The sequence below is a fragment of the Cryobacterium sp. SO1 genome (assembly GCF_004210215.2).
Classification (GTDB): domain Bacteria; phylum Actinomycetota; class Actinomycetes; order Actinomycetales; family Microbacteriaceae; genus Cryobacterium.
On sequence record NZ_CP067394.1, the window covers coordinates 3,761,879 to 3,774,952 of the forward strand.

11 protein-coding genes and 1 pseudogene are annotated in these 13,074 nt (G+C 66.9%); 8 read left to right on the forward strand and 4 right to left on the reverse strand.

Translation table 11 applies throughout. The annotated features are described in order from the left end of the window. The first annotated feature begins 67 nt into the window (after positions 1 to 67). The gene (locus tag BJQ95_RS17910) at positions 68 to 1,480 is read left to right on the forward strand and encodes a DDE-type integrase/transposase/recombinase (RefSeq protein ID WP_165384866.1); all 1,413 of its coding nucleotides are present in this window, start codon (positions 68 to 70) and stop codon (positions 1,478 to 1,480) included. Beyond that, positions 1,477 to 2,289: an ExeA family protein gene (locus BJQ95_RS17915; RefSeq protein ID WP_130176659.1), complete on the forward strand. Its 813-nt coding sequence runs from the start codon at positions 1,477 to 1,479 to the stop codon at positions 2,287 to 2,289. The genes BJQ95_RS17910 and BJQ95_RS17915 overlap by 4 nt, the downstream gene beginning before the upstream one ends. A gap of 417 nt (positions 2,290 to 2,706) precedes the next feature. Here BJQ95_RS17915 and BJQ95_RS17920 read toward each other — a convergent pair. The 4 genes and pseudogenes from BJQ95_RS17920 to BJQ95_RS17935 form a co-directional block, all read right to left on the reverse strand. Then, positions 2,707 to 2,849, reverse strand: a pseudogene (locus BJQ95_RS17920) (IS982 family transposase); the annotation flags it as partial. A gap of 344 nt (positions 2,850 to 3,193) precedes the next feature. After that, a complete protein-coding gene (locus BJQ95_RS17925; RefSeq protein ID WP_256041454.1) occupies positions 3,194 to 3,808 on the reverse strand; it encodes a hypothetical protein in 615 nt (204 codons plus the stop codon). 27 nt (positions 3,809 to 3,835) lie between these two features. Next, positions 3,836 to 5,251 carry a HupE/UreJ family protein gene (locus tag BJQ95_RS17930; RefSeq protein WP_130178237.1) on the reverse strand — a complete coding sequence of 472 codons (1,416 nt, stop codon included), beginning with the start codon at positions 5,249 to 5,251 and terminating at the stop codon, positions 3,836 to 3,838. Then, positions 5,251 to 6,366 (reverse strand): DUF3500 domain-containing protein, encoded by a 1,116-nt coding sequence (locus tag BJQ95_RS17935; RefSeq protein ID WP_256041455.1) that lies wholly within the window; start codon positions 6,364 to 6,366, stop codon positions 5,251 to 5,253. The genes BJQ95_RS17930 and BJQ95_RS17935 overlap by 1 nt, the downstream gene beginning before the upstream one ends. A gap of 247 nt (positions 6,367 to 6,613) precedes the next feature. Between BJQ95_RS17935 and BJQ95_RS17940 the strand changes: the two genes are divergently transcribed. The 6 genes from BJQ95_RS17940 to BJQ95_RS17965 all read left to right on the forward strand — a co-directional run bounded on the left by BJQ95_RS17940 (position 6,614) and on the right by BJQ95_RS17965 (position 12,965). Continuing rightward, on the forward strand, positions 6,614 to 7,636 hold the full coding sequence (locus tag BJQ95_RS17940) for a LacI family DNA-binding transcriptional regulator (protein WP_130176443.1): 1,023 nt from the start codon (positions 6,614 to 6,616) through the stop codon (positions 7,634 to 7,636). A 102-nt stretch (positions 7,637 to 7,738) separates the two neighbouring features. Further along, the gene (locus tag BJQ95_RS17945; RefSeq protein WP_240694604.1) at positions 7,739 to 9,034 is read left to right on the forward strand and encodes an extracellular solute-binding protein; all 1,296 of its coding nucleotides are present in this window, start codon (positions 7,739 to 7,741) and stop codon (positions 9,032 to 9,034) included. A 54-nt stretch (positions 9,035 to 9,088) separates the two neighbouring features. Then, complete coding sequence (locus tag BJQ95_RS17950) at positions 9,089 to 10,039, forward strand: carbohydrate ABC transporter permease (RefSeq protein ID WP_130176441.1); 951 nt, start codon at positions 9,089 to 9,091, stop codon at positions 10,037 to 10,039. Positions 10,040 to 10,041: 2 nt separating this feature from the next. Then, positions 10,042 to 10,992 (forward strand): carbohydrate ABC transporter permease, encoded by a 951-nt coding sequence (locus BJQ95_RS17955; RefSeq protein WP_130176440.1) that lies wholly within the window; start codon positions 10,042 to 10,044, stop codon positions 10,990 to 10,992. A 9-nt stretch (positions 10,993 to 11,001) separates the two neighbouring features. Further along, positions 11,002 to 12,012, forward strand: coding sequence for a glycosyl hydrolase family 32 (locus BJQ95_RS17960; RefSeq protein WP_130176439.1), 1,011 nt, complete (start codon positions 11,002 to 11,004; stop codon positions 12,010 to 12,012). Then, entirely contained in the window at positions 12,009 to 12,965 is a 957-nt protein-coding gene (locus BJQ95_RS17965; protein ID WP_256041456.1) for a carbohydrate kinase, read from the forward strand. Before BJQ95_RS17960 ends, BJQ95_RS17965 begins: the two co-directional genes overlap by 4 nt. The last annotated feature ends 109 nt before the right edge of the window (positions 12,966 to 13,074 follow it).

Here is a 13,074-nt window from a genome sequence, read left to right on the forward strand (position 1 = left end):
GCGGGTTTCCCCGGCACGCCCTGCCGTGTCTTTGCTCGTGCCGGCCGGGTCACCGTCGGAAACGGCAGTGCGCCGCGACCGGACGGAGAAGATCGCCCTGTTCCGGTATCAGCTCATCCGCGCTGCCGCCGATGCCAGCGTCACGACGCGGCAGCGCGGTCCGATGGTGCGGGACCTCGCGGCGATGGTGCATCCGGGGCCGTTTGGCGGCACGGTGACGGTTTCTAAAGACACCATCGACCGGTGGATTCGGGCCTGGCGGGCCGGCGGGTTCGACGCGTTGAAACCCCGCGGCCGCGCCCAGGGCGCCGTGACGCCGGCGCAGATCCTGTCCTTGGCCGCGACCCTGAAACGCGAGCGGCCCGCCCGCACCTCAGCGCAGGTGCGCCGCATCATGATCGATACCCTCGGCGACGCACCTTCCGAGTCGACGTTGCTGCGGCACTTCCGCACGCTGGAACTCCCGACCGGAGTCCGCGAGGTCTTCGGCCGGTTCGAAGCGGACTACCCCAACGAAATGTGGGTCGGTGACGGCCTCCACGGCCCCCGGATCAACGGGCGGAAAACGTATCTGTTCGCGTTCCTCGATGACCACACCCGCCTCGTCACCGCGGCCCGGTGGGCCTACGCCGAAGACTCCGTCCGCCTCACGGCGGCCCTCCGCCCGGCGTTGGAATCCCGCGGTATTCCGGGCACGATCTATGTCGACAACGGGAGCGCTTTTGTTGATGAGTCCCTCTCTCGGACCTGCGCACGCCTGGGAATACGGTTGACGCATTCGAAGCCGTATCGTCCGCAGGGCCGCGGGAAGATCGAGCGGTTCTTCAACACCGTCAACTCGCAGTTCCTCACCGAGATCACCGTCGTCGACACCGCGACCGGCGTCGTCGATGCCGGGGTGGGCAGCATGGTGACGTCATTGGATGAGTTGAATGCGTTGTTCAGCTCGTGGGTGGAGATGGTTTACCACCAGGCCACACACTCCACGACGGGGCAAACACCTTTGCAACGCTGGGACGCCAGCTGGGCCGGCCGCAAACCGGTGCGGAAATCGCGGGACGAGATCGCGGAAGCGTTCCGGTGGTCGACGATCCGCACCGTGACGAAGTCCGCGACGGTGTCGTTGCAATCCAACACTTACCAGGTTGATCAGCTCCTCGTCGGCAAACGGGTGGAGCTGGTCTATGACCCCTTCGACCTCGCCGGGCTGATCACCGTCTCCGCCGGCAACGGCGTCCCGGCCGGCATCGCCGTCTTGAGCGAGATCCGGCGGCACGTGCATAAAAAGGCCGCCACGGCCGCTGCCGACAGCATCGAGACCGGTGCGAAGAACGCCGTCTCCGGCATTGACTACCTCCGCCTGGTCGAGACCCGTCACAAGGGCACCATGGCGGGCGAGCCGATCAGTTTCGTCAAAGCGTCCACCTCGAAACGGGCCGCGGTCGTCTTCGTGCCGAGCGTCCAGGAGGCCGTCCGATGAGTATTGACACCCTGCAATCGCACTACGGTTTCACCCGCATGCCCTTCGCCCGGGACATTCCGCCGCAAGCCTTGCACCCGCACCCTTCGCACCGGGAAGCGATTGCCCGCATCGATTGGTGCGTCAGTCAACGCCAACTCGGCGTGATCAGCGGTGAAGTCGGCGCCGGGAAAACCATCGCCGTTCGCGCTGCCCTCGCTCAACTGGAGCCCTCCCGGCACCAGGTGATCTACATTCCCGATCCGACGATCACGATGCGCGGCATTCATACTCGCATCGTCACCGCGCTCGGCGGCACCCCCGCGTTCTTCTCCGGAGTGCTCGCCTCGCAAACTGCGGCGCTGCTCGCCGGGGAGCTCGACGAACGCGCCCGCCTGCCCGTGGTCGTGATCGATGAAGCACACCTGCTCACCAACACCGATTTGGAAGCCCTTCGCATGCTCACCAACAGCGATATGGACACGGGCTCGCACTTCGCGATGCTGCTCATCGGCCAGCCGACGCTGCGGCGCAGGCTCAAGCTCGCGGTGCTCTCGGCGCTGGATCAACGCATCTCCACGCGCTACACAATCACCGGGATGAACGCAGGCGACACCACGGATTACGTCCGTCAGCACTTGAAGTTCGCGGGCCGGTCCGACCCGCTCTTCTCCGACGACGCGATCCATGCCATCCACCTCGCATCGCGCGGTTATCCGCGGGCGGTGAACAACCTCGCCGTTGCCGCTTTGATCGCGACCTACGCCGCCGATAAAGCGATCGTCGACCTGGCCGCCGCGCAATCGGCGATCACCGAGAACAGCGAGTGAGCCCGCGTCACGGCTGACGACCACCACGTCACCATCCTGACGAAAGCCCTGCCGGAATCCTCCGGCGGGGCTTTTTCATGACCCGGCATCGTCACCAGAGATGACGCCGACATCGTCAAATAACGCGACGGGCGACACCCCGCCACGGTCTCGAAATCAGGGTCATCTAGGTCTGCGGTTCAGGGCGCTCGAGACGAGCGTGTCGCCCTCGAACGAGTGTTGTGTGACTCGCGAGGTTTGCGTGCGACGTGATCGTTGCCGTGGAGGCACCGACCGGTCTCAAGCTGGCAGGGCGCTGCGGTTGCAGATTAGGTGTGGCCACTGAACGAAAAAGCCCCGGCCTGGATCACGGTCGCCTTCTACGGCTACGGGATGAGTGAGTCCTAATGGTCGTAGGCGATGAGGGATCGTTTGTTTCCCGAAACGTTTCTTCTCGTCTTTTCGGTCTGGGCGGATCAGGTGAGAGCCGAGTTCGTCGGCGATGAATCCCTCGAACCCGGACGCCGCGAAGCCCTGTCGCCGATGACTACCTGGCCGGGGTGGATCAGGTGTCGGTCGTGGCGGAAATCCGATCGGGAAGGACAACCGCGCGCTACTCCCCCGCTCGAGCGGCAATTGGGGACGTTGCTTCCGGGGGCGAGAGTTCGTCGAAGTGGCCGAGCAGCAGCCGAACGTACGGGACGACCACGGGTGAGCGACACCGGCCAGCGGCCAGCGGCCAGCGGCCAGGAGACCACCCCCTCGCGTTCCCCCACCAGAGCCACCCGCGGTTTGTGCGGTCTCGATGCTCTGATGAGGGCAGGAGCGCGCTGGTTGCGGTCTCCCTGGCAGACTTCGGCTGATTCGGTGGGATTCTCACCCCAACCGTGGTGCCCCCGGGCGGGTCGTCCCGAAGTGGGCCGTGCTACCCGCAGAACTGGGCGCGCTCGTCGGCGCTCATGACCTTGTTGTGACCTTGGATCACTTCAGATGAGGGTCGGGTGGTGTCGGGGCCCTCGATCGTGACCGGGGCGGTGTACCAGTAGTAGTGGCCGTAATACCGGTCGGAGAAGTGAAGCTCATAGGTGCCGGTGACCCGGTTCATGGCGGTTGCCTTGGTGATGTAACCGATGTTGCCCTCGGGCACGTGCAGGGTGAGAAACCCGCCGGTCGTACTCGTCGACGTCCACGCGTGCGAGTAATTGGCTTCGACACTGACCTCGAACACTTCCATCACCTTGGCGGATGCGGTAACCGACCCGCCGACGCTGTCAGTGGTGCCCTTGGTCTGCGACCAGTTGGCCTGAAAGTCGACGACGTCGGGGTCGCAGTTGGGTGAGAGAGGCGAGACCTGCTCGGCCTCGGTCACGTAGAGTTCGTTACTCGTTGGGGTGAACTCGCAGAAGTCGGCGGATTCACACTGCGCGAGCAACTCCTCGGTAGTCGGAGTGTCCTCGGCCATCGCTCCTGTAGCGGGGACGAGGGCGAGGAGCAGGCCGCCGATACTGGCCGCTCCGATAGATGATTTTGAGAGTTTCATGGTGCGAGTGCCTCACTGGTACGTCGTTCAGACATTAGAAGGATGCGGTGCCCGCTCCACGGGTTGACCGGGATTCTGCTCGAGACGTTCGATACCGAGGCTAACGGGGTGACGAGTCGAAAAGCGAGCATCCGGCGAAAGCGGTCCCTTCAGAAACCTCCAATGCTGATCGAGGCCGAACACGATGAGAGCGGCAATCCACAGCATGACCACCAGGTAGAGGCTGACGCCCTCGATACCGTCCGCTGCGGAGGCGATCGGGTTGCCGAAGCCGACCCGCTGGGCGAGCCAGCCGATCGCCGCGACGCCGGTCGCGCCGGCGGCGACCAGCCGGAGCGGCCGGTAGGCCCACGTGCGTGCGAGAACGATGAGCGGCGGCAGCACCAGGGCTACGACGACAAGCTGCATGAGCTCGATTCCCAGGTTGAAACCGAACAGGCTCAGCACGAACTGGCCGCCGGAGAGGTGCAGACCGGCCAGCGTGGCCGAGAAGGCCAGGCCGTGCACGAGCCCGAAACCCGCGGCGACGACCACTTCCCGTCCCGCGAAGATCGGACGGATGGCGTGCACGGCGGCGAGCAGGATGCTCACCGCGATCAGCACCTCGACGAGTTGCTGCGGTGCCGGGAGCCCAAGCGCCCCGAGTGCGAGCGTGACCGAATGGCCGATCGTGAACGCGACGGTGATGGACGCGATCCGTGTGACGGCAGTGCGCGGCACCGTCGGTCCGGCCCAGCGCCCCGCGGCGACCAGCAGGGGCGCGGGTAGCAGGAGCGTCAACAGGAACAATTGGTGGTCGACGCCCTCACGGATGTGGGAGATTCCAAGTGAGACCATGCTGGTGAATCCGGTCCACGCGCTCGCATCGCCCAGATCGACGGCGAGCGGGGCGATCTCGCCGGTCACGGTGTCGAGCCGGATCGTGCCGAGCCCGCGCGCGGACTCGACCACACCTCCCGACCAGTCGTTCCGCACGGAGACGAGCACCGCGTGGGTGACGATCCGGTGCACGACGACGTCGTAGCCGAGGTCGAACACCCGTGGGTCGGCGCCGTCCGGCGGAACCAGGTGCGCCGCCGCGGTGATCGCCTGGTACTCGCTGGTGCCGCTTTCCTCCGCGGTGGTGATGGCGAGATTGTCGACCGAGACCGTCCATGCGCCGCCGGTCTCGGACTCGGGCTCGAAGTGCCGGGCGATGTAGGCGGCCACCTCGTCGTCGTGGGCGGCAAGCTCCGCCGCCGTGCCGTCGCCGAGACCGATGCCGCTGGCCGAGACCAGATCGGTGACCGGAATGCGGAGCTGGGCATCCAGGTCGTCTCCGTGCACCTCGAGAACGACGGTGCTTGTGGGCAGCACGTGCGCGCTGGCGGGGGCGGCGACGCCCAGGATCAGCGCCGCCACCCCCACCAGCACGGTCAGCGCCGCGACTGCGAGTTTCTTCATCACTGCTGGGTGCCGCCGTAGTCGGTGATGCTGTCACGCCACACCGAGTGCGGGTGGTTGCCGGAGAGGACGATTCCGCGCTGCATCGAGAACTCGATCCAGACCGAGGGACCGTCGATGCGGATGTAGTCGTCCTGCTCCGTCAGCGACGTGCCGCCGGAGTAGGAGACGTAGGTCTCGTCGAGCTCGCTCTCATACTTCGCGAGGATGGTCGCGGCATCCGCATCGTTGATGTCGTTGACATAGGTGGCGATCGCCGCGAGCACAAGGGCCTTCTGGTCGGCCGAGAGCGATCCGACCTGCACGCCCTCGCTTGCGGTCGGGAACGCCCAGTCATTGCCGGGGGTCAGCACCAGGTCTTGGTAGACGCTGTCGAGCTCGGCCGAGGCGAGCTGGTCGGTCGAGAGGCTGGCCAGCACCGCCGCGAGGGCGACCTGCTCCGACTCGAGCGGGGCGTTGGTTTCGCCGTCCTGCTCGAAGGTGCCGAACGGCTCGACGCCCCGGAATGACGGGGTCGCGCCGGCCAGTACGCCGTCGGTGTAGGTGTTCGCGACGGCGAAGTGGTGGCCGCCGAACTGGAGCTCCCAGGTTCCGGCGTCGGAGGGCGTGCCGAGGAACGCGATGAAATAGTTGCCGCTGCCGTAGTCGGAGCTGCCGCCGTTGTCGGCGATATAGTCATCCGCGTTCAGGAGTTGCTGGATCTCGTCGTAGCCCTCTCCGGCCGTCGTGCCGGTGACCGCCTGCAGCAGCGTCCCGAGCGCGGTCAGCTGGGAGTCGTCCAGCTCGGAGAGCTGCAGGCCGACGCGGTTGCGCGACATCGCCTGGGGCAGGTTCGACCAGGCCTCGGCGTTCTCGAGGGTGTATTCCTGGCTGAGGGAGGCGAGCTGGTCGCTCGTCAGCGTCGCCGTGAAGGCCTCGGTGGCGGCGACGACCGTGCCCGCATTCGCGGTGGTCGTGGCCGCCGCCGTGGAGGTGGCGGTGGCGCTTGGTGTGCTTCCGGTGGAGGTGGTGGGGGTGGTGGTGGTGCATCCGGTCAGGAGCATGCCGAGGACGGCGGTCGACGCGACACGGGTGAGGACGCGTTTGGATCGGAAAATGGCTGGAATTGTGTGCATCCCGCAAAAGTAGGGACCACGGGCTACAGCCGGCTATGGGTTCGCTATCAGCTGTCTATGAATGCCCGGGTCCTGGGGGTCCAAGTGCAAGCGCAAGGGGTTCTTCGCCGTTTGGCGTTGTGAAGTATGTCTCCTCGCTTGCGAGCGAGAAAATCCATAGCGAATCGGCACGAGCGCTTGACATCCACAAAAACGTTTATGTAAGATCACTTCCAGATCAACAAAAACGTTTTTGGGAATGGGTTCAATGATGAGCAAGCGTGTGGGTATTCGAGAGGTCGCGGCCGCGGCCGGCGTCTCCGTGACGACCGTGTCGCACTCGCTCAGCGGCGGAGGCCAGCTCAGCGACGCCACCCGGAAACGGGTGCGGTCGGTGGCCGAGGGCCTCAACTACACGCCCAACCGGCTCGCCAGCGGACTGCGCAGCAAGCGCTCGCAGATCATCGGCTTCGTCAGCGACGAGATCTCCACCACGCCGTACGCCGGCCGGGTGCTGCTCGGGGCCCAGGAGGCCGCTGCCGAGAACGACCAGGTGCTGATGATCGTGAACACCAACAGCAACGACCGGCTCGAAAACCGCGGCATCGACGCACTGCTTCAGCACAGCGTGGACGGCATCATCTACGCCCGCATGTACCACCAGGCGGTGCAGCTGCCCGAGGCCCTGGCCGGGGTGCCCACCGTGCTGCTCGACGCCTACACCGATCGCCCCGACCTCTCTTCGGTGGTCCCCGACGAGGAGGGTGCCGCCCGCACCGCGATGGCGCACCTGCTCGCCGCCGGGCACCGGCGCATCGGCTACCTCGGCAACGTCGACGACATCCCCGCCACCCACGGCCGCCTCGCCGGCTACCGCGCCGCCCTGGCCGAACACGGCATCGCCTTCGAAGAATCCCTCGTCACGGTGAGCGAACCTATGACCGCACCGGGTCGCGCCGCGGCCAGCCGGATGCTCGCTCAGACCGACCGGCCCACCGCGCTGTTCTGCTTCAACGACCGCATCGCGATGGGCGCCTACCAGGCGGCCCAGCTGGCCGGCCTGGCGATCCCGCAGGACCTGAGCATCGTGAGCATCGACAACTTCGAGGTCCTGGCCGACGCGCTGCTACCCGGGCTCACCTCCATTGCGCTGCCGCACTACGAGATGGGCCGCTGGGCCGTCGAGCGGCTCGCGGCCGAACTCGCCGGCGATTCCGACGCGGCGCCGCAGCAGATCCGCATGCCGTGCCCACTGGTCCTGCGGCAGTCAGTCGGCCCGCCACCGCGCTAGCGCGGTGACGAGCCAACCCCTATTTCGCGTCCGCTGGAACGGCCGCGACAATCGGCGCCCTTGCCGATGCACTCCCCCACCCCACGAAAAGAAGGAATGAAGATGCGACACGCAAAGAAGCGCCTGATCGTAGCGAGTGTACTCGCCACGAGTCTTGTTGCCGCCTTGACCGGCTGCGCCAGCGGCAGCGCCGGCGGCTCGGACGGCACGAACGGCGAACTGACAGTCTGGACCCACAACGGCGGCAACGTCGAAGAGCTCGCCGCGGTTCAGGCCATCGTCGATGGCTACAACAAGAGCCAGGACAAGACCACAGTGAAGCTGCAGGCGTTCCCGCAGGCTTCCTACAACGACTCGGTGATCGCGGCCGCCGCATCCGGCAAGCTGCCCTGCGTCGTCGATATCGACGGCCCCAACGTGCCCAACTGGGCCTGGGCCAAGTACCTCGCCCCGCTCGACCTGAGCGTGGACCTGGACGAAAACCTGCCCAGCACGCTGGGCATCTGGAACGGCGAAACCTACTCGGTGGGCTACTACGACGTGGCGCTGGCCATGTTCGCCCGCAAGTCGGTGCTCGCCGAGAACGGCATCCGCCAGGCCACCATCGACCAGCCGTGGACGCAGGCCGAGTTCGGCGACGCGCTGGCGAAGCTCAAGGCCACCGGCACCTGGACCAACCCGCTCGACATCGCCACCGGCGACGTGGGCGAGTGGTACCCGTACGCGTTCTCGCCGCTGCTGCAGTCCTTCGGCGGCGACCTCATCGAACGTGACGAGTTCCAGTCGGCGGAGGGCGTGCTCAACGGCCCCGAAGCCGTCGAATGGGCCGAGTGGATGCAGTCCCTCGCCACCGACGGCTATATCGCCACCAAGAGCGGCGCCGACCCGGCCCTGGACTTCCAGAACAACGTCACCGCCATCCAGTACGGCGGCAGCTGGGCGGCCGCCAACAACGCCGCCGCCCTCGGCGACGACCTGGCCGTGATGCCCTCCGTCGACCTCGGCGAAGGCACCAAGATCGGCGGCGGCTCCTGGCAGTGGGGCGTGACCACCGGTTGCGCCGACACCGAGGCAGCCATGGACTACCTCTCCTACTCGCTCTCCCCCGAGAACATCGCCGCGGTCGCGGTGGCCACCGCCACCATCCCCGCCACGGATGCCGCGGCCGCCCTGGTGCCCGGCTTCGAGGAGGGCGGCAACCTCGCCGTCTTCCGTGAGTTCTCCGCCGCAAGCGCGGTGCTTCGCCCGGAGACCCCGGCGTACCCGTTCATCGCGACGGAGTTCACCAAGGCCACCCAGGACATCATCAACGGCGGCGACCCGCAAGAAACCCTCGACGCGGCGGTCACGGCCATCGACGCCAACATCAAGTCCAACGGCGGTTACACGCAGAAGTAGTCGACCGCGGGGGCGCAGACGCCTGCGCCCCCGCTCTCGCTCAGGGAGACTCTCATGACCACCACGATCGAACGCCCACCGGCGGCCCCCACCGCCCGCCCGGCGCGCACCACCCGGCCCAAGCGGGACCGCACCAGTACGACCGAACACTTCGCCGGGCTGGCCATGCTCACGCCCGCCGTGCTTCTGCTGGCCCTCTTCATCTTCGTGCCCGCGATCCTCGCGTTCGGGCTCGCCTTCACCAACGCCCGGCTGATCTCGCCCTACCCGGCCACCTTCGTCGGTCTGGACAACTTCGTCCGCCTGTTCGGGGATGCCGCATTCTTCCGCGCACTGATCAACGTCGGCTACTTCGCCCTGGTCGTCGTGCCGCTGCAGGCCGGCCTCGCCCTCGTGATGGCGATCCTGGTGAACAAGAAGGTCAAGGGCACCACGTTCTTCCGCACGGTGTACTTCCTGCCCGTGGTCACCTCCATGGTCGTCGTGTCCCTGCTCTGGCTGTTCATGTACCGCCAGGACGGCCTGATCAACGTGATCATCGAGAAGGTCACCCTGGGCCTCGTCGCCGGGCCGGACTGGCTCAACAACACCACCACCTCGATGCCCGCCATCATCCTGATGTCGGTCTGGCAGGGCGTGGGCTTCCACATGATCATCTGGCTTTCCGGGCTGCAGACCATCCCCGCCGACCTCTACGAAGCGGCCGACCTTGACGGCGTCTCGCCCTGGCAACGCTTCCGGTACATCACCTGGCCGGGCCTGTCCGCCACCCGCAGCCTGATCCTGGTGACCATCACCATCCAGGCGCTGAGCCTGTTCACCCAGATCAGCGTGATGACGCAGGGCGGCCCGCTCAACTCCACCACCACCGTTGTCTATGAAGCCGTCGAATCCGGTTTCGCCCAGCAGGAGACCGGCTACGCCTCGGCGATCTCCCTCGTGTTCTTCGTCATCGTGCTGCTGATCTCCGTCGTGCAGCGCTTCCTCAGCAGAGAGAAGGCTTGATCATGGCCATCGCAGAAGTGGCCAGCGCAAAAACGGCCCACGCATCCGCCCCGCACGTGGTGCAGAGTCGCAGAACGGCCAAGAGGAAGAGTGTGCTCGGCATCGGCGGCTGGATCCTCCGGATCGGCCTTGCCGTGCTGTTCCTCTTCCCGATCCTGTTCCTGTTCGTGTCTTCGCTGAAGCCCGACCAGCAGATCTTCGGTGACCTGTCCTCGATCGCGGCGTTCCTTCCCGTCGGCAATATCTCGATGGACAACTATTCCGCCGTGTTCGACCGGGTACCCGCCGCCCGGTTCCTGGTCAACTCGATCGGCATCTCGGCAATCACGGTCATCGCCGGCATCCTGGTGAACAGCCTGGCCGCGTTCGCGCTGAGCCGGATGCGGGTGCGCGGCAAGACCGTGATCCTCACCCTGATCATCGCGACCCTGATCGTGCCGTTCGAAACCCTCGCGCTGCCGCTGGTGTGGTGGGTGAACCAGCTGCCCTCGTTCGAGCTGACCGAGATGGGCCTCATGTTCAGCAAGGGCTGGATCGACACCTACCAGGTGCAGATCATCCCGTTCGTAGCCAACGCCTTCTCGATCTACCTGTTCCACCAGTACTTCGAATCGATCCCCAAGGAACTCGATGAGGCCGCCCGCATGGACGGCGCCGGCTGGTTCCGCATCTACCGGCAGGTGGTGATGCCGCTCTCCGGCCCCGCCATCGCCACCGTCGCCATCCTCACCTTCCTGCCCGCCTGGAACTCCTACCTCTGGCCACTCATGGTGGTGCAAACCGAGAGGCTCCGCCCGGTGATGGTGGGCGTGCAGTACTTCTTCCAGCTCAACGTCTCCTGGGGTGAGGTGATGGCGTACTCGACACTGATCACGCTGCCCGTGGTGGCCCTGTTCATCGCTTTCCAACGCTCATTCGTCAACAGCATCGCGTCCAGCGGTGTGAAAGGTTAGGCCAGATCTATGTCGCTCCAACTGCCCGATAAGTGGATCTGGGACTCCTGGTACGTGCAGGTCGACGGTGTCACCCACGCCTTCTACCTGCACGCCAGCAAGGCCCTTGGCGATCCCGAGCGCCGGCACCGGCACCCCATCGTCGGCCACGCCGTCAGCACCGATCTCACCAACTGGACCGTGGTGCAGGACGCGCTCATCATCTCGGCTGCGCCCGCTTTCGACGACGCCACCACCTGGACCGGCTCGGTGGTGCAAGCCGACGACGGACTCTGGTGGATGTTCTACACCGGCACCTCCCGCGCCGAGAACACCATGGTGCAGCGGGTCGGCGCGGCCACCTCGGCCGACCTGCTCACCTGGACCAAGGTCGCGACCGAACCGCTCGTGGAGGCCGACCCTTCTTGGTACGAGAGGCTCGACCTCTCGATTTGGCATGACGAGGCCTGGCGCGACCCGTGGGTGTTCCGCTTCCCCGGCGAGAGCACCTGGCAGATGCTGATCACGGCCCGCGCCGCATCCGGCGACCCACTGGTGCGCGGCGTGCTCGGCCACGCCACCAGCGACAACCTGCTTGAGTGGACGGTGCAGCCGCCGCTCAGCCAGCCCGGCCAGGGCTTCGGTCAGCTCGAGGTGTTCCAGTTCGAGATCGTCGACGGCGTGCCGGTGTTGTTGTTCTGCTGCGGCGTCTCCGAGCTCTCCCCCGAACGCCAGGCGTCGGGCGAGGCAGGCGGGGTCTACAGCGTGGCCGTGGATGCCCGGCTCGAGCAGGTGGACTTCACCGGCTCGGTGCTCTTCGACCGCACCGACCTCTACGCCGCCCGGCTGCTGCGGGATGCGGATGGCGGTTGGGTGCTGCTCGGCTTCATCAACATCGTCGACGGCGAGTTCGTCGGCGCACTCAGCGACCCGATCCCGGTCACGGCCGATCCGGTGCGGGGGCTCGTGCACCGGCAGGCTGCGCTCAGGTCGGCAGAGGACGCAGCCGCGGCACGCGCGTTCGCCGCGGCAGCGCTGTGACCGGGGTCGACCGTGGCGAGCGCCAGGTGCTCGTTGTCGGTGAGGCGCTGATTGACCTGGTACAGCGCGCCGACGGTTCCCGGGATGAGGCGCCCGGCGGCAGCCCGGCCAATGTGGCGCTGGCGCTGGGGCGGTTGGGCCGGCATCCGCAGCTGCTCACCAGCCTGGGGGAGGATGCTCGCGGCAGCGCGGTGCGGGCTTGGCTGGAGGGATCGAGGGTACGAGTGTCTGCGGGGAGCGCGACAGGGGCGCACACCTCCACCGCAACGGCACTGCTCGATGCCACGGGGGCGGCCACCTACGAGTTCGACCTGGCCTGGTCCGTGGACGTCTCACTGGCCGGCGCGGCCGACGTGCTGCACGTGGGGTCGGTCGCGACGGTGCTCGAGCCGGGCGCGTCAGACGTGGCGCGTCTGGTCGAAGCCCGCCGCGCGACGGCCACCATCACCTTCGATCCGAACATCCGGCCCGCGCTGATCGAGGATGCCGAGGCCGCCCGGTCGAGGGTGGAGCAGCTTGTGCGCCTCGCCGACGTCGTGAAGGTCAGCGACGAAGACCTGCTCTGGCTGCACCCCGACCGCGATCTCGCCGAGACGGCAGCATCCTGGCTGGCTGCCGGGCCAGCGGTGGTGGTTGTCACCCAGGGCGGGGAGGGCGCGTTCGCGGTCACCGCTCAGGGACGGGTGTGGGCGTCAGCGCCCCGGGTGAGCGTGATCGACACCGTCGGCGCCGGCGACACCTTCATGGGCGCTCTTCTCGACGGGCTGATCGACGCGGACCTGATCGGGGCCGACCGCCGCCAGGCGCTCCGCGACGTGCCGCTCGGCGTGCTGGAGAGCATCATGCGACGGAGCGCCGACGCGGCCGCCGTCACGGTCTCCCGCCCCGGGGCCGACCCGCCCACCCGTGCGGAGCTCGCCGCGGCGCAATTCCCGGCGCGATCCAGCCACTGACCCAACCCGCCCACTCGCCCGACGACCGACCCGCAGACCGGCCGACCCGCAGACCAGCCGACCGGCCGACCGGCCGACCGGCCGATCGGCACACGACCCAACCGGCATC